14 protein-coding genes are annotated in these 22,288 nt (G+C 70.1%); 11 read left to right on the forward strand and 3 right to left on the reverse strand.

Features of this window, described 5'->3' with window-relative positions:
* Nucleotides 1–5: 5 nt before the first annotated feature.
* Nucleotides 6–998, reverse strand: a complete 993-nt coding sequence (locus NR798_RS17815) for an aldo/keto reductase (protein WP_375772678.1) — start codon at nucleotides 996–998, stop codon at nucleotides 6–8.
* 249 nt (nucleotides 999–1,247) lie between these two features.
* Nucleotides 1,248–2,153, reverse strand: coding sequence for a LysR family transcriptional regulator (locus NR798_RS17820; protein WP_375772679.1), 906 nt, complete (start codon nucleotides 2,151–2,153; stop codon nucleotides 1,248–1,250).
* A 191-nt stretch (nucleotides 2,154–2,344) separates the two neighbouring features.
* Between NR798_RS17820 and NR798_RS17825 the strand changes: the two genes are divergently transcribed.
* The 10 genes from NR798_RS17825 to NR798_RS17870 all read left to right on the forward strand — a co-directional run bounded on the left by NR798_RS17825 (nucleotide 2,345) and on the right by NR798_RS17870 (nucleotide 18,460).
* Nucleotides 2,345–3,388 (forward strand): NAD(P)-dependent alcohol dehydrogenase, encoded by a 1,044-nt coding sequence (locus NR798_RS17825; RefSeq protein ID WP_375772680.1) that lies wholly within the window; start codon nucleotides 2,345–2,347, stop codon nucleotides 3,386–3,388.
* 15 nt (nucleotides 3,389–3,403) lie between these two features.
* Nucleotides 3,404–4,810: a TolC family protein gene (locus NR798_RS17830; RefSeq protein WP_375772681.1), complete on the forward strand. Its 1,407-nt coding sequence runs from the start codon at nucleotides 3,404–3,406 to the stop codon at nucleotides 4,808–4,810.
* The gene (locus NR798_RS17835; protein ID WP_375772682.1) at nucleotides 4,807–5,949 is read left to right on the forward strand and encodes an efflux RND transporter periplasmic adaptor subunit; all 1,143 of its coding nucleotides are present in this window, start codon (nucleotides 4,807–4,809) and stop codon (nucleotides 5,947–5,949) included. The genes NR798_RS17830 and NR798_RS17835 overlap by 4 nt, the downstream gene beginning before the upstream one ends.
* Nucleotides 5,950–5,956: 7 nt before the next feature.
* On the forward strand, nucleotides 5,957–9,109 hold the full coding sequence (locus tag NR798_RS17840) for an efflux RND transporter permease subunit (RefSeq protein WP_375772683.1): 3,153 nt from the start codon (nucleotides 5,957–5,959) through the stop codon (nucleotides 9,107–9,109).
* Nucleotides 9,110–9,209: 100 nt separating this feature from the next.
* The gene (locus NR798_RS17845) at nucleotides 9,210–9,734 is read left to right on the forward strand and encodes a GNAT family N-acetyltransferase (RefSeq protein ID WP_375772684.1); all 525 of its coding nucleotides are present in this window, start codon (nucleotides 9,210–9,212) and stop codon (nucleotides 9,732–9,734) included.
* Nucleotides 9,735–9,886: 152 nt separating this feature from the next.
* Nucleotides 9,887–10,510, forward strand: a complete 624-nt coding sequence (locus NR798_RS17850) for a TIGR02265 family protein (RefSeq protein WP_375772685.1) — start codon at nucleotides 9,887–9,889, stop codon at nucleotides 10,508–10,510.
* Nucleotides 10,511–10,738: 228 nt separating this feature from the next.
* Nucleotides 10,739–13,342 carry an FG-GAP-like repeat-containing protein gene (locus NR798_RS17855; RefSeq protein WP_375772686.1) on the forward strand — a complete coding sequence of 868 codons (2,604 nt, stop codon included), beginning with the start codon at nucleotides 10,739–10,741 and terminating at the stop codon, nucleotides 13,340–13,342.
* A 297-nt stretch (nucleotides 13,343–13,639) separates the two neighbouring features.
* Nucleotides 13,640–15,523, forward strand: a complete 1,884-nt coding sequence (locus NR798_RS17860) for a DUF4388 domain-containing protein (RefSeq protein WP_375772687.1) — start codon at nucleotides 13,640–13,642, stop codon at nucleotides 15,521–15,523.
* 7 nt (nucleotides 15,524–15,530) lie between these two features.
* A complete protein-coding gene (locus NR798_RS17865; protein WP_375772688.1) occupies nucleotides 15,531–17,312 on the forward strand; it encodes an ABC transporter ATP-binding protein in 1,782 nt (593 codons plus the stop codon).
* Nucleotides 17,309–18,460, forward strand: coding sequence for a PHP domain-containing protein (locus NR798_RS17870; RefSeq protein ID WP_375772689.1), 1,152 nt, complete (start codon nucleotides 17,309–17,311; stop codon nucleotides 18,458–18,460). Before NR798_RS17865 ends, NR798_RS17870 begins: the two co-directional genes overlap by 4 nt.
* Before the next feature lie 52 nt (nucleotides 18,461–18,512).
* Here the strand turns inward: NR798_RS17870 and NR798_RS17875 are convergent, their stop codons facing one another.
* Nucleotides 18,513–20,696 (reverse strand): M4 family metallopeptidase, encoded by a 2,184-nt coding sequence (locus NR798_RS17875; RefSeq protein ID WP_375772690.1) that lies wholly within the window; start codon nucleotides 20,694–20,696, stop codon nucleotides 18,513–18,515.
* 237 nt (nucleotides 20,697–20,933) lie between these two features.
* On the opposite strand from NR798_RS17875, the gene NR798_RS17880 reads away from it, so the two are divergent.
* On the forward strand, nucleotides 20,934–22,280 hold the full coding sequence (locus NR798_RS17880; RefSeq protein ID WP_375772691.1) for a 3-deoxy-D-manno-octulosonic acid transferase: 1,347 nt from the start codon (nucleotides 20,934–20,936) through the stop codon (nucleotides 22,278–22,280).
* The last annotated feature ends 8 nt before the right edge of the window (nucleotides 22,281–22,288 follow it).

Genomic DNA, 22,288 nt, shown 5'->3' on the forward strand with positions numbered 1-22,288 from the left:
CACTTTCAGGCTTCGCTCAAGCTCAGCAGCCCCTCGCCAAGCCGGGCCCCTTGCACCTCGATCCTCGAGGCGGCGAGATCGATCTCGCGGAGGTCGCCGGGGGTGAGGGCGACGTTCACCGACGCGAGATTCACGTCCAGGTGCTCCCGCTTCATCATGCCGGGGATGGGCACGATCCAAGGCTTCTGGGCGAGCAGCCACGCGAGCGCGATCTGCGCAGGCGTCGCGTTCTTCCGCGCCGCGAACGCGCGGAGCATCTCGACGAAGGCCAGGTTCGCCTTCAGCGCCTCCGGGGTGAAGCGAGGGAACGTGCTTCGCAGGTCGGTGCTATCGAACCTCGTGTTCGCGTCGATCTTCCCCGTGAGGAACCCCGTGCCCAGCGGGCCCCACGGCACGAAGCCGATCCCGAGCTCCTCGCACACCGGCAGCACCTGCGCCTCGGGCTCTCGCGTCCACAGCGAATACTGGTTCTGGACCGCCGTCACGGGGTGGACGGCGTGGGCCCGGCGGATCGTCGCCGCGCCGGCCTCGGACAGGCCGAAGTGCTTGACCTTGCCTTGCTGGATCAGCTCTTTCACGGCGCCCGCCACCTCCTCGACGGGCACGGCCGGGTCGACGCGGTGCTGGTAGAGGAGGTCGATGGTCTCGAGCCGGAGGCGCTTGAGTGAGGCCTCGACGACCTGCTTGATGTGCTCGGGCCGGCTATCCACGCCTGTCTGAGCACCCGTGGCAGGGTCGATCTTGAAGCCGAACTTGCTGGCGATCACCACCTGGGCGCGCAGGGGGGCGAGCGCCTCGCCCACGAGTTCCTCGTTCGTGAACGGGCCATAGGCCTCCGCCGTATCGAAGAACGTGACACCGCGCTCGACGGCCGCTCGGAGGAGTGCAATCGCCGCCTGTTTGTCGGTAGCCGGGCCCAGATTGGCGCTCAGACCCATGGCACCGAACCCGAGAGCCGAGACCTCCAGGCCGCTCTTTCCCAACTGACGCTTTTGCATTGTCTCTTCTCTTTCCGTGGATTCGGAGCCGCTCGCCCCGCTCACGAAAAGAAGTACGCCCTAGGTCCTCGGATGACTACGCCTTGGGGAACCAATAGGCTCTTAAGCAGTGCTTAACAGTGAGGCGTAAGCTCCTCGGTAGCGGGGTCGCGCCATGAAGACGGGGCGCTCTCCGCGTGGGAGTTGGAGGGCTGTCATGGAACCACACAGGAGACGCCACACGGGAGGGCGCTCCCCCGGCCGCTTCCTTCACATCACTTGCCTGGCCAGCTCCTTGGCCGCGTCCACGAAGAGGCGCAGGGCGGGGGAGCGCTGCGCACGGCTGGGGAAGTAGAGGAAGAAGCCCGGGACCGTGGGCGCGTAGGACTCGAGCACCCGCTGCAGCCGTCCGGTGCGGAGCTGCTCCGCCACCATGGGCTCCAAGACGTACGCCAGCCCCACGCCCTGTTCCGCCAGGGACGCCCCCAGTTGGCTGTCGTTGGTGACCACGCCCCCGCGCACCGGCACGCGCCAGTTCCTGCGGCCCCGCTCCAGCTCCCAGGCGTAGAGCGCCCCGGTGGTTCGCATGCGGAAGGTGATGCACTCGTGGCGCAGGAGGTCCTCGGGGCGCTGGGGCGTGCCGTGGCGCGCGAGGTAGTCGGGCGAGCCCACCACCACGAAGCGGAAGGCGTCGGTGAGCCGCACCTGCACCATGTCGCGCTCGATGGCCTCGCTCAGCCGCACGCCCGCGTCATAGCCCTCGGCCACGATGTCCACGAAGCGCTCCTCGATGACGACCTCCACCTCGATCCGAGGGTGACGCTCGCGAAAGGTGGGGACCACCGGGGCGATGACGTAGGGCACCGCCGTTCGCGGCACCGACAGCCGGACCCGGCCCACCGTCTCTCCCGGTCGAGCGGAAACCTCGGTAAGCGTGGCGAGCGCCTGTCCCAGTGCCGGGCCCGCGCCCTCCACGAGCCGCCTGCCCGCATCCGTCAGCGACACGCTGCGTGTCGTGCGGGTGAGGAGCACCACGCGCAGCTGCTCCTCGAGCTGCCGCACCGCCTGGCTCACCGCAGGGGTGGAGACGCCGAGCTCGCGCGCCGCGCCGCTGAAGCTGCGCAGACGGGCCACGGCGAGGAACACCTGGAGCTGGGGGAGGAGAGCCGTATTCATCGCGAGGGTACCTTCCGGTGCCGGTCCAGCAGCACGAATGCGACGATGCTACCGAGGCACTCAGGCCTCACTGTTAAGCACCGCTTAAGAGCCTATTGGCTCCATGGCGCGTAGTCATCCGCGGGTGCGGGGCGTATTTCTCTTCGTGAACGGGGCGCAGCGGTCCCGGCCCCACGGAACTCTGGAGAAACATGCTCACCGTCAATGCCTACGCGGCCACGGCCGCGACCAAGCCCCTCGGTCCGACGACCATTGAGCGCCGTGACCTCGGCCCGCACGACGTCCTCATCGAGATCAAGTTCTGCGGCATCTGCCACTCCGACATCCACCACGCTCGCAGTGAGTGGGGGTCGCAGACCTACCCCATCGTCCCCGGCCACGAGATCGCTGGGATCGTCGCCCAGGTTGGCTCCAAGGTCACCAGGCATAGGGTCGGCGACCGCGTCGGCGTCGGCTGCCTGGTCGACTCCTGCGGCGAGTGCGCGAACTGCCGCAAGGGTGAGGAGCAGCACTGCCTCAAGGGGAGCACCCTGACCTACGGCAGCATCGGCAAGGACGGCCAGCTCACCCAGGGCGGCTATTCCACCCACATCGTCGTGACCGAGGACTTCGTTCTCAAGATTCCCGAGGGCATCGGGCTCGACGCCGCCGCGCCGCTGCTGTGCGCCGGCATCACGACGTACGCGCCGCTGCGCCATTGGGGCGCTGGCCCCGGCAAGAAGGTGGCCGTTGTCGGTCTGGGCGGGCTCGGGCACATGGCCGTGAAGCTCGCGCACGCGATGGGTGCCGACGTCACCGTCCTGTCGCAGTCGCTCAACAAGAAGGAGGACGGCCTGCGCCTCGGTGCGGACCACTACTACGCCACGAAGGATCCGGAGACGTTCAAGAAGCTCGCCGGCTCGTTCGACCTCATCGTGAACACGGTGAGCGCGAAGATCGACCTCGACGCCTACCTGTCCCTGCTGGCCCTGGACGGCGCCCTGGTCAACGTGGGCGCCCCCCCGGAGCCGCTCTCCGTCAACGTGTTCTCCCTCCTCATGCCCCGCCGGTCGTTCGCGGGTTCGCTGATCGGCGGCATCCGCCAGACCCAGGAGATGCTGAACTTCTGCGCCAGGCACCACATCGGCGCCGACATCGAAGTCATCCCGGCCGGCAAGATCAACGAGGCCTACGAGCGCGTGCTCTCCTCCGATGTCCGGTACCGGTTCGTGATCGATGCCGCGACCCTGAAGTAGCCAAGGCCCGGTCCCATGTCCTCCCGTTCTTGTCTGCTCCTGCTGGCGCTGCTCTCCGCCCCGGCCCTGGCCGCCCCGCCCGTGCCGGAGGCGCTGCCGGCGCCCACCCGCTTCGAGGCGAAGGTGGATGACCCCATGCTCGCCCCGGCGCCGCCCGCCTCCGAGCAGGTGGGCAGCTGGGAGGAGGCCCTCGGACTGCTGCGCGGGCGCTCCACGGACCTGCGCACCGCGGAGGCCGGGGTGGAGCGGGCCGAGGGGCGCTGGCGCCAGGCCCTCTCCGCGCTGCTGCCCAACGTGCGTGCCACCGCGGGCGTGGCCCTCGACCTCCTGAACCCGGAGAGCCCGGTGGTGGCCGGCGGTGGCGGCCTGGGCACGGTGTTCGGTGGTACGAGCGGGGGCGGCCAGACGCCCACCACCCCGCTGGGGACCGCGTCCGTCACCCTCACCCAGTCGCTCCTGGACGTGAGCGCCTGGCGGGGCGTCTCCTCGGCCCGCTCGGCGGAGGAGGGCGCCCGGGCGAGCCTCCACGACGTGCAGCGCCGCCTGACGCAGGGGCTGGCGCGTGTGCTGGTGGCCACCGTGGCCGCCGAGAGGGCCGCCGAAATCAACCGGGTGGGCCTGCGCCAGGCGCTGGATCGGGCCGCCCTCACCCAGCGCTCCTTCGAGCTGGGCGCCGCCACCCAACTGGACGTGGTGCGCGTGCGCCAGGACGTGGAGGTGGCGCGCGAGGCGCTCGTCGCAGGGGACGAGCAGCTGCGGCGTGCCCGTGAGGCGCTGGGCCTGGCTCTCGGCACCGAGCACGGCGTGGGCGTCACCCCCTCCTTCCAGCTGGAGGGGCTCGTGGCTTCCACCCGCGCCACCTGCTCACCGCTGGAGACGCTCGGCGAGCGGCCCGACCTGGTGGCCAGCCGCGCCCAGCTGGAGTCGGCGCGCAGGAGCCGCCAGCAGGCCACCGCCGGCTACCTGCCCACCCTGGGCCTGCAGAGCACCGCCTTCGGCCTCACCACGGATCCGGGCCTTGGCCGCCTCGCCACCTGGAACATCGCCGCCGTCCTCTCGGTGCCGCTCTTCGAGGGTGGCCTGCGCGGAGGCCTGGTGCGCGAGCGGCAGGGTGTGGAGACGCAGGCGGCCGAGGCCCTCGAGCGCGCCCGGCGAGACGTCTCGGTGGAGGCGGTCCGCAGCCGGCGCGGGGTGGAAGTGGCCGAGTCGCTGGTGAAGACGGCAACCGCGGCGCTCGAGCTGGCCGACAGGACGGACCAGCTCACCCGGCGCGCCTTCGCGGTGGGAAGGGGCAGCAGCCTCGAGCTCGTGCAGAGCGGGGCGGCCCTGCGCCGGGCGGAGCTGACGCTGGCGCTGCGTGAATTCGAGCTCGTCCAGGCGCGCCTGGACGCATTTTTGACGGAGGCCCGGTGCGACTGGTGAGAAGGGTACGCCCCCTGAAGGCGCTGGTGGTGGGACTGTGGGGTGCCGCGCTCGCGGCGGGAGTGTCTGGCTGCGGTGGCAAGCCCGCGGCCAGGTCGGCTCCTCCACCCCGTGAGATCGAGGTGGTGCAACTGGCCCCCAGTGAGGTGCGCGAGACGAGCGAGTACCTCGGGAGCCTGCTGTCGCGGCAGAGCGTCAACGTGCTGCCTCAGGTGGCCGGCTATGTGCGCCGCATCCACTTGCGCCCGGGCCAGAAGGTGGAGGCGGGAGCCCCGCTCCTCGACGTGGACGCGCGCGAGGAGTTGGCGGCGCTGGAGACGGCCCGCGCCCAGCGCACCTCTTCCGAGGTGAACCTGGAGCAGGCCCGCCGCACGCGCGCCCGCCTCGAGTCCCTCTACAAGGAGGGGCTGGCGAGCGCCCAGGAGTTGGAACAGGCCCGGGCCCAGGTGGAGGCGCTGGAAGCCAACACGCGCGCCGCCGCCGCCACGGAGGTCCAGCGCGAGGTGCAGCTGGGGTTCAACACCGTGCGTGCCCCATTCGCTGGGACCGTGGGCGACGTGCTCGTGCGCATGGGCGACTTCGTGAGCGCCACCACGCCACTGACGAGCGTGGCCCAGGCGGACGTGCTCGAGGTGAGTGTGGCGGTGCCCTCCGAGCGCGCCCGTACGCTGCGGCCCGAGACGCCGCTGGAGGTGCTCGACTCGCAGGGCAAGGTGCTGATCTCCAGCCCCATCTTCTTCGTGGCCCCCCAGGCGGATCCGCGCACCCAGTTGGTGGAGGTGAAGGCCGCCTTCCGCAACACCGTGAACCTGCGCCCCAGCGAGCTGGTGCGCGCGCGGCTCGTCTACTCCACCCGCCAGGCCCTGCAGCTGCCGGCCCTGGCGGTGGTGCGCCAGAGTGGCCAGCCCTTCGCCCTGGTGGTGCGGGAGAAGGAGGGCCAGACGGTGGTGGAGCGCCGCCCCGTCACCCTGGGGGCCCTGGGAGAGGCGGACTACGTGGTGGAGGCGGGACTGCGGTCCGGTGACCGGGTGGCGATCTCCTCGCTGCAGGCCCTCCGCGATGGCGCGCCCGTGAAACTGAAGATCCCGTCCCAGGCCCAGGCGGCACGGGACGCGGGTTGGACCGGAGGACGCCCTTAGGCACGCCATGGTGAACTTCTTCATCCGGCGGCCCGTGTTCGCGGCCGTCATCTCCATCCTGCTCACCCTGGTGGGGGCCATCGCCATCCCCACGCTGCCCATCGCGCAGTATCCCGAGCTCGCTCCGCCCCAGGTGACGGTGACGGCCACCTACGTGGGGGCCAGCGCCGAGGTGGTGGAGAGCGCCGTCACCATTCCCCTCGAGCAGGAGCTCAATGGCGTCGAGGGCATGCGCTACATCTCCTCGACCTCGAGCAACGACGGCACCAGCGCCATCACCATCACCTTCGAGCCCACCCGCGACATCGAGGTGGCCACGGTCGACGTGCAGAACCGCGTGGGCCGCGCCGCCGCACGCCTGCCCTCGCAGGTGAACCAGACGGGCATTGTCGTCAACAAAGGCGCCAACCAGTTGCTCATCTCCTTCGGCCTGTACAGCCCGGATGAGCGCTTCGACTCCGTCTTCATCAGCAACTACGCCGACGTCAACTTGAAGGACGCCCTCAAGCGTGTGCGGGGGGTGAGCGACGTGCGCCTGTTCGGCGAGCGCAAGTTCAGCATGCGCCTGTGGCTGGACCCCACGGAGCTTGCCCGCCGCAAGCTCACGCCTCAGGACGTGGCGCGCGCGCTCCAGGAGCAGAACCTGCAGGTCGCCGCCGGCCAGGTGGGCCAGCCCCCGAGCAGCGACGACCAGGCCTACCAGCTCGCGGTGAGTGCCAGCGGACGTCTCGTCGAGCCCTCCGAGTTCGACGAGATCGTCGTGCAGCGCAGCCCCGACGGCCGGCTGGTCCGGGTGAAGGACGTTGGCCGCGCGGAGATGGGCGCCGAGAACTACAGCCAGCGCCTGCGCTTCAATGGCCTCCCCGCGCTCGGCCTGGGCATCAACCAGTTGCCCACCGCGAACGCGCTGGAAGTCCGCGACGCGGTGGTCCAGGAGATGGAGCGGCTCGGGCAGCAGTTTCCCGCGGGGCTGGAGTACCGCGTCTCCACCGACACGACGCTCGCGGTGCGTGCCTCCGTCAACGAGGTGCTCAAGACGCTGGTGGAGGCCATCGCCCTGGTCATCCTCGTCATCTTCCTCTTCCTGCACGGCTGGCGAAGCGTGCTCATCACCGCGCTCACCCTCCCGGTGTCACTCGTGGGCACCTTCGCCTTCGTCAAGCTGTTCGGCTTCTCCATCAACACCCTCACGCTCTTTGGCCTCACCCTGGCCACGGGCCTGGTGGTGGACGACGCCATCGTCGTCATCGAGAACATCGAGCGTCTGATGGTGGAGAAGGGCCTCAGTGCCCGGGCGGCCGCGCGCGAGGGCATGAAGGAGGTGGCTGGCGCGGTGGTGGCCATCTCCATCGTGCTGGTGGCGGTGTTCGTCCCGGTGGCCCTCTTCCCCGGCACCACGGGCATCATCTACCGGCAGTTCGCCCTCACCATCGCCGCCTCGGTGGGTCTGTCCACGGTGTGCGCCCTCACGCTCACCCCCGCCCTCTCGGCCCTGCTGCTCAAGCACCACCACGGGCCGAAGTGGATCTTCTTCCGCAAGGTGGACCAGGTGCTCGACGGGACGAAGCGGATCTACGGCGGGATGCTGCGCCGCCTGCTCGGGCACCCGATCGCGGTGCTGCTCGTCTTCGTGGCCTTCCTCGGCGCCACGGTGGCCCTCTTCCGCGTGGTGCCCACCGGCTTCATCCCGGACGATGACCAGGGCTACTTCATGATCTCGGTGCAGGGGCCCGAGGGCATGCCGCTCGTCCGCACGGAGAAGGTGATCGAGGAGGTGGAGGAGATCGTGCGCGCACAACCCGAAACACGCGTCGTGTTCGTCCTCGTCGGCAGCGCGCTGGGCAACAACGGCCCCAACCTGGCCCAGGTCTGGGTGAACCTCCAGCCCTGGGAGCAACGCAAGGGTGAGGAGCATTCGGTGGCCGCGATGGTGGAGCGGCTGCGCGGCCCGCTGGCGAAGATCGGCGGAGCGAGGGTGGTGCCGTTGCTGCCGCCGGCCATCCGCGGCGTGGGCACGGTGGGCGGCTTCCAGTTCATCGTCGAGGACACCTCTGGTGGACGCGAGCTGGCCGAGCTGGCCACCGCCGCACAGGACCTGGTGGGCAGGAGCGGTGAGGACAGCCGCCTGCGCGGCATCTTCACCTCGTTCACGGCGGACACTCCGCAGCTGAAGGTCGAGGTGGACCGCCAGAAGGCCAAGTCGCTCGGCATTCCCATCGAGCAGATCTTCGGCACCCTGCAGCTCTACATGGGCAGCCAGTACGTCAACGACTTCAACTACGCGAGCCGCACCTACCGCGTCTACCTGCAGGCCGAGCCGCAGTTCCGCGACACGCCGCAGGACATCGGCGCCTTCTACGTGCGCAGTGACAGCGGGGAGATGATTCCGCTCGAGTCGCTGGTGAAGGTGACGCCCACCACGTCCGCCCAGGTCATCCGCCGCTACAACCTCTTCCGCGCCGCGGAGCTCAACGGCCAGGCCTCTCCCGGCGTCTCCTCCGGCCAGGCCATGTCCGCCATGGAGGAGCTGGCCGCGCAGGTGCTGCCGCAGGGCACGAGCGCGGAGTGGTCCGGCCTCTCCCTCGAGCAGAAGGAGAGCGGTGGCCAGACGCTCGTCATCTTCGGGCTGGGCCTGCTCTTCGTCTTCCTGGTGCTCTCCGCCCAGTACGAGAGCTTCACGCTGCCCCTGGTGGTCATCCTCTCGGTGCCCCTGGCGGTGCTGGGCGCCCTGGGCTTGCAGGCGCTGCGCGGGCTGTCCAACGACGTCTTCTGCCAGGTGGGGCTCGTCATGCTGGTGGGCCTGGCGAGCAAGAACGCCATCCTCATCGTGGAGTTCGCCGAGCAGTTGCGCGAGCAGGGACGCAGCGCGGTGGAGGCCGCCATCGAGGCCTCCGAGGTGCGCCTGCGCCCCATCCTCATGACGTCCATCGCCTTCCTGCTGGGCGTGGTGCCCCTCATGCTGGCCAAGGGCGCCGGCGCCGCCGCGCGCAACAGCCTGGGCACGGCGGTCTTCGGAGGCATGCTGGTGTCCACCGTCGTCAACCTCGTCTTCATCCCCAGCCTCTACGTGCTCATGCGGAAGCTGCGGGGCGAGTCGAAGCGCTCGCGCGATGAGGAGAAGGGAGGGGAGGAGGGCCTGCCCGCGGTGCACGCTCCTTGAGGGCGGGGGGTCCCTGCCCGGAGGCTCCTCCGTCACCCAGGCGTCGCACGGGGAAAGGCCGGAGTAGACGGGGCCCCCCTGGACGCAGCAGGCTCCCGGTATGGCGTCTCCTACCGAACCGATCATCCGGACCCTGCTCCCCGCGGAGGCGGCGGCCTTCTGGTCGCTCCGGCTCAGGGCCCTCCGGGAGCACCCCGAGTGTTTTGCCTCCTCCGCCGAGGAAGAGGAGAACGTCCCCCTCGACGTGGTGCGCGCCCGGCTCGACAGCCAGTCTCCCGCGACGAACCTCGTGATCGGGGCCTTCGTGGACGACAAGCTGGTGGGCATGACGGGCCTGCGCCGCGACACCTTCCGCAAGGCCGCGCACAAGGCCCGTATCTGGGGCATGTACGTCGCCTCCGAGAGCCAGTCGCGAGGTATCGGCCGGCGCCTGCTCGAGGCGGCGATCGACGCCGCCAGGAAGATGGGCGGCGTCGAACAGGTCCACCTCGAGGTGATGGTGGACAACACCCATGCGCGCGCCCTGTACCGCGCGTTGGGGTTCCAGTCCTACGGCCTGGAGAAGCGGGCCCTGCGGATTGGCGAGACGTACGTCGACGAGGAGCTGATGTACCTCGCGCTCTGAGCGCGGGAGCACCTGACGCATCGCTGAAGATCTACTTATCGCGGCCTCGGGACTTCGCGACTTCAGGCTTGGGAATCGCGGTCTGATGCGGCCCGATAAAACCCCACATGTGGGGTGCGGTACCCGATTCGTCAACGCGTGGGGGACGACGCATGAGCCAGGATGAGCAGGTGGCCGTGCCGCGGTTCGCCAAGGAGCACTGGGAGCGCGACTTCGCGCGGCGGATCTCCCTGGCGGCTCCGAGTGACACCGCGCGAGGTGTGTTCTGCATGGGCCTGTTGAGGGCCATGGAGGATCTCGGGGGAGCGGAGGCGGCGCGGCGCTGTCTGGAGGCCAGTGGCGAGAAGACCTTCGTGGAGCTCTTCAGCTACCCCATCGCCACCTATCTCCGGATGGTCGCCACCGCGGTGCAGTTGCTGGCGGCGAAGTACGGAGACATCGAGGAGTCGCTGCGGCAGATCGGCCGGAGGGCAGCGGCGGACTTCCGGGAGTCCTCGGCGGGCAGGGCCATGGGGGTGATGCACGGGGGAGATGCTCGGCGCCTGCTGGACTGTCTGCCCGTGGTGTACCGGGTCGCGTTGAGCTTCGGCATGTACGAGCTGGCCTGGGTCGCGCCGGCGCATGCCCGCTTCGCCGTGAAGCGCACCTTCATTCCCTATCCGTTCCACGAAGGCGTGCTGCTGGAGCTGATGGAGAAGATGAAGATCCACCGGCTGAAGGTGCGGGGCTACCAGACGGCTCCGCTCGACAGCGAGTACGAGATCTCCTGGGGCTGAGCCCTCGCAGCAGCATCGCCCGCGGCACCTCATGGGTCCCGGGTACAGTCCTACACGCCTCCCGCACGGCTGTCCCGTCTGGAAGAGGGCGCCTCCCGAGCCGAACGTCTGACCGTGCACGAGCGCCTCGGACTTGCAGCCAGTGGGGGGCGCCGGAGCGCATGAGCAGCCTGCGTGCCCGCGCCCTGGATGGATGTGCATCGCCGGGCAGAGCCGGAGGCGGATGCCATGCGTTGGGAGAGCCGATGTGCCGGAGTGCTCGCCGCGTCCCTGCTGGCCGCCTGCAGGACCGAGGCGCCGGCTCCGGAGGCCGAGCAGGGGCGGCAGCTGGCGCAGGCCGGCCCGGCCTGTGTGGTGGACGCGCCCTACACGCCGAGCTTCCTGCCGGAGCAGCAGTGGGAATGGACCGGGAGCACCGTGCTGCCCGGGTTCCACCGCGTGCTGTCGCATCCGGTGGTGGTGGACGTGAACACCGATGGCATTCCGGAGGTGGTGTTCAACTCGGCCCCGGCGGAGGCGGTGCTCTCCGGCTCGGGGCCCGCGGTCCTCCGTGCCATCCGGGGGGATACCGGGCAGGAGCTGTGGTCGGTGGCGGAGCCCTCCCTGAGAACGCAGGCCGCGCGGAGCATCGCGGCGGGTGACCTCGACGGGGATGGGCGCGTGGAGCTGTGCACCCTCTCGGAGAGCGCGCTGGACATCCTCTGCTTCCGCGGCGATGGCTCCCTGCTGTTGCGCATCCCGCAGCCAGCGCGGGTGGAGCACGGGGGAGAGCTGTCGCTCGCGGATCTCGATGGGGACGGGCGCATGGAGATCCTCGATGGGCACCGCGTGTACGGACCCACCGGGGCGTTGATGTGGACCGGTGCGATCCCGGGGACCACGGCCTTTGGCGTGGACCTCGACCTCGATGGCACGCGGGAGGTGCTCAACGGCCCCGCCGTGTACCGCGCCGATGGGAGCTTGCTGTGCACCACGGCCGATGTGAGCAACGCCTGGGCCGGGGTGGGCAACTTCGACGCGGATCCCCAGGGGGAGATCATCGTGGCCCATGGCGAGCAGGTCTCCCTGTTCGACACGGACTGCACGCACCGGTGGACGGCCACGCTCGAGGGCTCCAGCTTCTACGCCCCCAACATCGCGGACTTCGATGGCGACGGCCTGCCCGAGGTGGGCGTGGGCAGCGCGGAGTCCTACGCCGTCTTCGAGACCGACGGCACCCTGAAGTGGAAGGTGGCGCTCGACAGCCTGGGGCAGGTCTGGTCCACCACCTTCGACTTCGAGGGAGATGGACAGCTGGAGGTGGTGCTCACCGACGAGGCTGGCCTCTCCATCCGCGACGCTGCCACGGGGGTGCTCCGCTTCCAGGCTCCGCTCGGGGCGGCGTCCCGCCAGAAGACGCCGCTCGTGGTGGATGTGGATGCGGACGGCAGCGCGGAGATCGTGGTGGCCACGGCCGTGTTCCGGGACAGGAACGAGGGCTGGCGGGACACCCGGGACGTCTGGAACCAGCCCGCGTACGCCGTGGGGCTCGACACCTTCCACTCCAACACCTGGAGTCCCCGCACCGTGCCCGCTCCGGACCTCACCGTATCCCTCGTGAGCTCCTTCTGCGATCGCGACACGCGGGCGCTCGAGCTCGAGGTCCGGGTGGAGAACCTGGGTGACGCCGTGGCCCCACCCGGCTTGAAGGTGGCCTTCTACGCCAAGGGCACGCTGCTGGACGTGGTCACCCTGACGGAAGCGCTGGAGCCCTATGCCTCCACGGAGGTCACGCTGTCCCGGCACTCGCCCATGGAGGGCTTCGTGGAGGTCACCGCGGTGGTGGACGACGACGGCACCGGCCTGGGCCGGGACGCTGAATGCAACGAGCACAACAACCTCGACTCCGGCATGGTGGACCTCGCATGCGATTTCAATGAGGGGCCGGTGGCGGTGTGCCAGGACGTCACGGTGCCCGCCGATGCCACCTGCCGGGGCAGAGCCAGCGTCAACGCGGGCAGCTACGACCCGGACAGCTGGCCCGCGCCGCTCACCCTCTCCGAGACCCCCGCGGGCCCGTTCGGACCCGGCGCGCACGCCGTGACCCTGCTGGCCTCGGATGGCGAGGAGAGCGCCCGGTGCGTGGGGACCGTCACCGTGGTGGATGACATGCCTCCGTCCCTGTCCTGTCCGGCCTCGCGCGTGCTGGAGTGCGCCGGGGGTGGAGTCGTGGCCACCTACGCGGCGAAGGCCTCGGACAACTGCGGCCCGGTGGTCCCCACCTGCGCTCCGTCCTCGGGCTCCACCTTCCCCGGGGGCACCACGCCCGTGCGCTGCTCGGCCACGGATGGCTCTGGCAACATGGCCTCGTGTGGCTTCACGGTGACGGTGCGCGACACCCGGCCTCCCACGCCGGGCGCGGAGACGGGACTCTCGCTGTGGCCTCCCCAGCACAAGTACGTCACCGTCACGCTCGCTCAGTGCGCGGCGAGTGCCCGGGATGCGTGCTCGGGGGAGCTGCCCCTGGAGCGTTACGGGCGGATCACCCGCGTCACCTCGGACGAGGTGGAGGACAGCCTTGGCCTGGGAGATGGCCACACCTGCGATGACGTGGACGTCACCGTGGGCGCCACGTCCGTGCAACTGCGTGCCGAGCGCGAGGGTACATCCGATGGCCGCGTGTACACGGTGCACTACACCGTCGCGGATGCCTCGGGGAACAGCAGTGCCGGGAGCTGCCGCGTGAGCGTGCCGCACGATCAATCCGGCAAGGCGGCGCTGGACAGCGGGCCGAGGTACTGCGTCGGCGAGGGCTGCCCGGCGGGACAGGGCGGGAGTCTGCTCTGCCGGTGACTCCAGGCAGGCCGTTACGCGCCGGGGGTCGTGTCCAGCGGCGCTCGGCTGCTCGCTGTCCACCCTCCCGCTTTTCGAAGGTGGGGGCGTCCGGGTGGCACTTTCAAGGATCCCGTACTCCTGCACGTGGACGGTCCGTGCGGCGGTCTCCCTGAACTCTTTCACCCGGGGAGCGTCCGGCTTCTTCCTGGGCAACCGGGTAAGCGGTTCCCGCGACATGGAAAGGGGGCACCCGGCAGCGAGGGAGCACGGATACCCACTGATGCGCGCGGGTCGAATGTGTACACTCGGCGCCCCTTGAAGACGCTTCTTCTGGCCGAGAGCCATCCGCCCACTCTGGAGCACCTGACCGGGTTGTTGTCTCAAGCCGGGTACACCGTGCGAGCGGTGAGTGACCCCGGCTCGGCGATGGAGCACTTCGTCGCCGACAACCCGGACATGGTGGTGGTGTCCGTGGACCTGCCGCGCCTGGAGGGCGCGCACGTGGGCCACCTCATCCGCAACCACAGCCAGGGCACGCGCGTGCCCATCGTGGCCATCGACAAGGGCCACCTGGGCCGGGCGCGCGGAGTGGCCTCGGTGCTGGACCTGAAGGTGAACGCCTACGTGGCGGACCCGCTCAAGCCCGGCGAGCTGGTGGGCAAGCTGCAGTCGCTGGCGAACGTGGCCGCGCAGTCCGGGACACCGCTCAAGGGCGTGCGGGCGCTGCTCTCGCGTCCGGCGGTGGTCAGCGGCGATCTCAAGGGCTTCCCGCTGCCGACGCTGCTGGTGTCGCTGCACCGGATGCAGCGCGATGGCGTGCTGGTGGTGGCGTACAGGGATCTGACGCGGCGGGTGTTCTTCGGCCGGGGCGGCGCGGTGAACTACGACTCCAGCGCGCGGCAGGACGCGCTGCCCAGCTACCTGCTGCAGCGCCAGGTGGTGACGGAGGCGCAGGCGGAGCGGGTGGTGCAGGCGCTGGCGTCGGGAATGCGCATTGGCTCGGCGCTGGCGGAGGCGGGGGTGGAGGCGGCGGGTGAGGAGCTGCTGCAACTGCTGCGCGACTACACGACGGACCGGCTGGCCCAGGTCATCGGCATGCGCGAGGGCCGCTACGCCTTCTATCCGGGCGACGAGTTCCAGGCCGAGGTGGCCACGGTGGAGACGCCGGCGCTGGCGCCGATCCTCGATGGGGCGCGGCGGGCCATTCCGCTCAAGGTGATGGCCGCTCCGCTGCGCGCGCACCAGGCGGAGTACCCGGTGCGCACGCCCGAGTTCGGCAAGGACCTGGCCGAGCTGGGGCTGAACACCGAGGACCTGAAGATCGCCATGCAGGTGAACGGGCGCATCCCGCTGAGGGACCTGCTGGCGCACGGGCGCGGGGACTTGCGGCGCGGGTACTCGCTGCTGTGGTTCCTCAAGCTGGCGGGGTGCGTGAGCTTCTCGCCCACGCCCGTGGCGAGCGGTCCCGGCGAGGTGGTGGCGGTGCCGGAGTCCATCGCCCCGCGCAAGCGCAAGCCGCTGCCCCCGGAGACGGAGACGAGCCTGCGGGACGGCGCGGTGAAGATCATCACCGGCAGCTACTTCCGCTGCCTGGGGCTGGACATCGCCGCGGACAGCGAGGCGGTGGAGCGCGCCTACCACGAGCTCGCCACGCACTTCCATCCGGACAGCTACGCCGAGTTCGACACCTCGGAGATGAAGGACCTGCTGGAGTCGGTGCAGGAGAAGCTGTCGGCGGCGTACCGGGTGCTGTCGGTGGAGGAGAAGCGCAAGGCGTACCTGCAGTACCTCATGTCGCGCATGGACGTGGGGCGCTCCACCACGGTGAACGTGGACGCGGAGATCATCCTGCGGCGCGGAGAGGCGGCGCTGAAGCGCAAGCAGTACCGCTCGGCGCTCATCCACTTCGAGGAGGCGGTGACGCTCAACCCGCAGGAGCCCGAGTACTACTCGTACCTGGCGTGGGCCACGTTCCTGGCCAGCACGGGGCCGAAGGAGGACCGGGCCAAGGCGGCGCAGAAGGTGCTACGCAAGGCGCTCTCGCTCAACCCGTACCTGGAGCGGGCGCTCATCATCTCGGCCATCATCGACAGCGAGATGGAGGATGCGTCCGGGGCGCGCAAGAAGCTGTTGAAGGTGCTCGAGCTCAATCCCAACGCCCAGCTCGCCAAGGCCGCGCTGCGCAAGGTGGGCCGGTGATTCCGTGATGGGGAAGTCGTTGCTGAGGTTGCTGGGGTACGCCCGGCCGCACGTGGGTGTCCTGGTGGCGGCCTTCGCGTGCATGGCGCTGTTGGGACTCACCACGGGAGCGTATGCGTACCTGATGGGCCCGGCGCTGCGCTTCCTCCTGTCGGGTGGCGCGGAGGGCTTTGGGGGCGCGCAGCCGGTGCCGTGGCTGTCGAGCCTGCCCCGCGAGGCCGTGCTCTGGGGCTTCCCGGTGGTGGTGCTGACGGTGGGGGTGGTGAAGGGCGTGGGGTACCTCGGGCAGTTCTATTTCATGGGCCTCTTCGCCCAGAAGGTGGTGGCGGATCTGCGGCGGCAGCTCTTCGTCCGCCTCACCTCGCTGTCGCCCGCGCAACTGGCGCGCGAGCGGATGGGAGATCTGCTCAGCCGTTTCTCCGCGGACGTGCAGGCGGTGGAGCTGGCGGCCATGTACACCGTGGGCTCGTACCTGCGGGACTCGCTGCAGATTGTGGTGCTCGCGGGCGTGGCGCTGTCCATCAGTCCGATGCTGGGCGGGTTGATGCTGGGCGTGCTGCCGCTGGCGGTGCTGCCGGCTTCCAAGCTGACGCGCAAGGCGCTCAAGGGCACGCGCGAGGGCCAGGTGCAGCTGGGCCACCTCGCGGGGCAGCTCCAGGAGGGGCTGGGAGGCATGCGCACCATCCAGGCCTTCAACGGCCAGGCGGCGGAGCTGGCGCGCTTCTCGGCGCACGCGCGGGCACACGAGGAGGCGCTGGTGCGGGCCGCGTGGGCGCGAGGCGGAGTGCCGGGAATCATGGAGGTGCTGGCGGCGGCGGCGCTGGCGGGCGCGCTGGCCTACGCGGCGGCCACGCACGCGATGGAGCCCGAGTCCCTGCTGTCGTTCCTCACCGCGGTGGTGCTGGTGTACCAGCCGGTGAAGGATCTGGGCCGGGTGACGCAGTTCGCGATGCAGGCGGGCGCGGCGGGCGAGCGGCTCTTCTCGCTGTTGGACCTGCGCCATCCGGTGGAGGACGTGCCGGGCGCCCAGGAGGCACCGGCGCTGAGGCAGGGCATCCGGGTGGAGGGCGTGCGCTTCTCCTACGGGGAGCGGCGGGCGCTGGACGGGCTGACGCTGGAGCTGCCGGTGGGCAAGGTGGTGGCGCTGGTGGGGCCGAGCGGCGGAGGGAAGAGCACGCTCACCAGCCTGCTGCTGCGCTTCGAGCGCCCCCAGGAGGGCCACCTCCTGTTCGACGGGGTGGACGTGGACGGCTACACGGCGGCGAGCGTGCGGGCGAAGTTCGCGCTGGTGACGCAGGAGCCGTTGCTCTTCTCGGGCAGCGTGCTGGACAACCTGCGGTATGCGCGGCCGGACGCGACACGCGAGGAGGTGGAGGCGGCGGCGCGGGTGGCGAACGCGGACGGCTTCATCCGGGCGCTGCCCGAGGGCTACGAGACGCGGGTGGGCGAGCGCGGGGTGAAGCTGAGCGGAGGCCAGCGGCAGCGGCTGTGCATCGCGCGGGCGGTGCTCTCGAGGGCGCCGGTGCTGGTGCTGGACGAGGCGACGAGCAGCCTGGATCCGGAGAGTGAGCGCGAGGTGCAGGCGGCGCTCGCGGCGGTGCTGCCGGGGCGGACGGCGCTGGTGATCGCCCACCGCCTGTCGACGGTGGTGGAGGCGGACACCCTCTGCGTGGTGGAGGCGGGGCGGGTGGTGGAGCGGGGCAGCCACGCGGAGCTGTTGAAGGCGGGAGGCCGCTACGCGGCGCTGTGGGCGCTGCAGACGTCGGCCCCGGAGCGGGGCGCGGCGTGAAGCCCGCGGTGGTGGTGGGCAAGCTGCTCCGGGCGCTGCTGGGGCTGGTGCTGCTGTTGTTGGGCGTGGCCGGTTTCTTCACGCTGGCGGCCTCGTATGCGGAGTACCCGGTGGTGGCGTCCCAGGCGGACGGGCCCGGGTGGGTGCGCGGGGCCTTCCATGTGCACACGCTGCGCTCGGACGGGCGGGGCACGGTGGAGGAGGTGGCCGCGGCGGCGAAGGCGGCGGGCCTGCACTTCGTGGTGCTCACGGACCACAACGACGTGGCCCCGAGGGAGCCCGCCTTCGTGGACGGGGTGTTGATGGTGCCGGGCGTGGAGCTGTCCACGGCGCACGGGCACCTCGTGGCGTTCGGCCTGCGGCGCCCGCTGGAGGGCTTCCAGAAGGGGCTGGACGGTGGGGCGGCGGAGGCGGCGGTGGAGAAGGCGGGTGGGGTGAGCGTGCTCGCGCACCCGGTGCAGAAGCGCAACCCGTGGAGCCATGAGGAGGCGGCGCGGCGGGCGGACGGCTTCGAGCTGTACTCCGCGGACACGTTCTTCCGGGACGCGGTGCGCAACCCATTCAGCCGGTTGCTGCCGGCGGTGGGGGCGTCCTTCGGCAATCCGGTGCATGGGGTGATGCTGCTCGTCGAGCCGGGGCCCGAGCCGATGGAGCGGCTGCTGGCGCTCGAGCGGGAGAAGCCGCGGGTGGCGCTGTGCTCGCACGACGCGCACGGGTTGCCGCGCTACGAGGACGTCTTCCGGGCGCTGGCGATGTACCTGCCGGACGTGCGGAAGCTCCCCGAGGACGCGCGGGCCGCGGCGGACCAGGTGGTGAAGGGCCTGGCGAGTGGCGGGGCGGTCTGCGCCTTCCGGGCGCTGGGCGAGCCCGAGGGCTTCGCGCTGGAGGGCCTGAAAGCGGAGGGCCGGGAGGCCCACGTGGGGGACGTGCTCACGGTGCGCCTGCCGCCCGCGGCCGGGGAGCACGTGCGAATCGAGGTGAGAGGGGCGGGGCGGCTGAGACCGGATGGGAGGTCGGTGGAGCTGGTGGAGGAGGGGGCGGTGCAGGTGGAGGCGTGGGTGGAAGCACCGGGACGCTTCTTCGGAACGCAGTGGCGGCCCTGGATCGCCCCGAGTCCGGTGAAGGTCCTGCCAGGCCCCGCAAAGTGAAACGGCCGCCCCCGGTGAACGGGAGCGGCCGCTGTGTCACCGCGCGATCAACTCAGTTGTAGTCGGCGCGCAGCGAGAGGTTCTGGTAGCCGCCCTTGGCCCCGAAAACCTTGATGTAGTAGTTGCCGGGGCGAGCGTTGTTGAGGTTGCACACCTCGTCATTGCCCTCCTTGACGCTGCGGCACTCGTACTCGAAGAGGCTCGGCGCCGAGCCGTTCTGCACGTAGATGTCGGAGTTGCCGGTGCCGCCGAAGATGCGGACGTGGACGTTGTTGGTGGTGCCGCCAGCGCGGGCGGGGACCACGAGCTTGTAGACCTGGTCGGAGCCGGGGGCGCCGGAGAGGCCGTCGAGCTGCACGCCGTTCTCGATGGGGACGTAGCCACCCTTCCAGGTGACGGTCAGCGTCACGCCGCTGTAGGCGCTGAAGCCGTTGAGCATGACGTACCAGGTGCCCTGGGCCGGAGCGGCGAAGAGGCAGCTCTCCGCGTTGCCGGACTTGTAGGGACGGCAGTCGTACTGGGTGGTGGTGGGCGCGTTGTTGAAGCGCACGTACAGGTCCGCGTCACCCGTGCCACCGGCGATGCTGACGTTCAGGTCGAACGCACCCTCGGGCACCTTGAAGCTGTAGTAGGCCTTGGAGCCGCGGGCACCGGAGATGTTGCTCACCGGGGTGTTCTTCTCGACCGGGGTGTTGACCGGGGGCGGCACGGGCACGCCCACGCCCACGGCCTTCCAGGCGTTGGACACGGAGGCGATGGTGGCCGCGTCGTAGCCCAGCTGCTGCGCGGCCTGCTCGGTGGCCACCTTGGCCTGCTCGAACGTGGTGCTCGGCGTCATCAGGTCCACGTTGGCCTTGTAGAAGATGCGCGAGGCCTTCTCGATGCCGATGCCGGCCACAGCCTGGGTCGTCTTCCCCTTCGGGTGGGTGCCGCCCTGGCTCAGCAGGTAGAAGGCCAGGTTGGAGATGCCGGAGCTGTAGTGCACGTCCACGCCCGAGGCGTAGTCCGGGTAGTAGTCCAGCGACGAGCCGTCCTGGGTGGGGTTGGCCATGTAGCGCAGGGCGTCGCCCGGGGTGGCCGGCGTCCAGACGTCGTCGCCGATGAGCCAGGTGCGCGCGCTGACGACCTTGCCGTCGCCGTACCACTCGCACACGGCGCCGAAGATGTCGGACATGGACTCGTTGAGGCCGCCGGACTCACCCGAGTAGATGAGGTCCGACTCGTTGTCCGTCACGGCGTGGGTCAGCTCGTGGGCGGTGACGTCCAGCGAGTTGGCCAGGTTGGAGGCGGTGACGTTGTCGCCGTCGCCGTACACCATCTGCGTGCCGTCCCAGAAGGCGTTCACGTACTTGACGCGGTGGTGCACGGTGCTGATGAGCGTGGCGCCCGCGTTGTTGATGGAGTCACGGCCGTACAGGCTGCTGTAGCAGTTGTAGACGGTGCCCAGGTGGTCGTAGTTGGTGTTGACGACCGGGTCGGCCACGGGCGCCGCGCCCTCGATGCGGGTCAGCGTGCCGGGCAGGGTGGTGAGCGTCTTGCCGTCGTACAGCTTGCGGTTGAGGCCGGTGTGCACGTGCGGGATGCGCAGCAGCACGGAGCCGTCGGCCGCGTTCACCAGCACCGAGTCGTCCACGGGGGTACCGTCGGCCTGCTCACCGGTCTGGCGGACCTCGTAGACCAGGTCCAGCTTGTCGCCGTTGCGGTAGTAGAAGAGCTCCGGCGAGCCCGCGATGCGGGCGGCCTGGGGGGCCTCGCGGTCCTGCTCGGCCGCGACCATGGCGGCCTCGGGGGCGACGGTGGCCTTCTCCGGGCCCACCAGGTCCCCGCGCACGTTGGTGTTGGCCGCGAAGATCTGCCCACCGCGCGCGTGCAGGCGCAGCTCGCCGCCGTAGATGGCGCGGCCGTTGTGGCTCACCGCGTAGCGGTAGTGGGTGTCACCCTGCGCGTCCGTGTAGGCGCGCGTGAGGGTCAGGTTGGCCGCGTCCAGCTTGAACTGGGGCGCGATGCTCGCGAGCACGGGGCTCAGGTCCGCGGTGAGCGCCGCCTCGGGGGAGGCCAGCTCGGGCAGGCTGCCCAGCTCACCGGTGATGAAACGGGCCACACCGGCCTCGTCTGTATCCACCACATTGTTGCCGAGTGCGGACGCCAGCGTCCGGACCGCCCCGGGCTTGTTGTTCTCGCCAGTGCTGCCCTCGGTGCAGGCGCCCATCATCAACGACAGGGCCGCGACTCCCATGACTCCACGGATGCGATTCGCCACTGTGCTGCCTCCCAATCCCTGTGCCTCAAGGATGAAATCAGTGTGCCTGATGGGGCCGACATATTCAAGGATTACTGACAATTTCTGTCTTTCCTGTTTTAACAAATTCCAAGAAAGATTGAGGTTTCAATGTTTTCAGGGGAGGCGGAAGAGGAGGGGATGTGTGCTGTGGGGAGGTGCGGCATCTGGTAGAGGGACGCGGCCCCGGGTGCCATGCGTCTGCTCTACGTCCTCGCCAGCTATGTGCTGTTCGCCGTGCTGTTCCCGGTGTTGTCGCTGCACCGCAAGACGCGGCATGGGCTGCGGCAGCGGCTGGGCTTCTACGCGGAGGGAGAGCTGCCGGCGCGAGGGCCCGGGCCGACCATCTGGATGCACGGGGCGAGCGCGGGAGATCTGCTGGCGCTCTCGCCGATGTTCGGACCGCTAAGGGCGCGCTTTCCGGGGTGCCGCATCGTGCTCTCCACGATGACGAACTCGGGCTACATGATGGGGCGCGAGCGCCTGGCGAAGCAGGTGGACGGGGTGGTGTACGCGCCGTACGACCTGTGGGGCGCGACGCGGCGGGCGGTGAGAGCGATCGCGCCGGACCTGTTGGTGCTCGAGTACACGGAGATCTGGCCCAACCTCATCCGGGCGGCGAGCCGGGCGGGAGGGCGGGTGGTGCTGACGAACGGGCGTTTCTCGCCGGCGCACCAGGGGAAGTACCGGCTGTTGTTCGGGCTGATCGGCAACCCGCTCCGGGACATGGAGCTGTTCCTGATGAGGGGCGAGGACGAGGCGGAGCGGGTGTTGGGGCTGGGAGCGCCGGGCGAGCGGGTGTTCGTGACGGGGAACACGAAGTTCGACGCGTTGGCGGCGGCGGACGTGGGGCAGGAGGACGAGGCGCTGCGCAGCGCGCTGGGGCTGAGGGAGGGGGAGCGGGTGTGGATCGCGGGCAGCACGCACGAGGGCGAGGAGGAGCACCTGCTGGAGGTGTACCGGCGGTTGCGGGAGGCGCACCCGGAGCTGCGGCTGGTGATCGCGCCGAGGTACATCGAGCGGGCGGGGCGGATCGTGGGGTTGGTGAAGGAGGCGGGGCTGAGCGTGGGGTTGCGCTCGAAGGGGAACGAGGAGGGCGGGCAGGTGGTGGTGTTGGACACGATTGGAGAGCTGTCGAGGGCGTACCGGCTGGCGACGCTGGTGTTCGTGGGAGGGTCGTTCACGACGAGAGGGGGGCAGAACATTTTGGAGCCGGCGGGGCAGGGGAAGCCGGTGCTGTTCGGGCCGCACATGGAGAACTTCCGGGACAGCGTGCAGGTGTTGGTGGGGAGGGGAGGCATCCAGGTGAAGGATGGGGAGCAGCTGTACCGGGTGATGACGGAGCTGTTGGCGAAGCCGGAGACGGTGGGGTCGCTGGGGGAGTTGGCGAGGGCGACGGTGAGACAGATTTCCGGAGCGAGCCAGCGCAACGTGGAGCACATGGCGAGCGCCCTGGCGAAGTCCGCCCACAATCCCCCCACTGCGCCCAATCCGCCCACCGTACCCAATCACCCCTCGCCCTCCGGGAGAGGGACGGGGTGAGGGTGCCC

The organism is Archangium gephyra (assembly GCF_042230915.1).
Lineage (GTDB): Bacteria > Myxococcota > Myxococcia > Myxococcales > Myxococcaceae > Archangium > Archangium gephyra_B.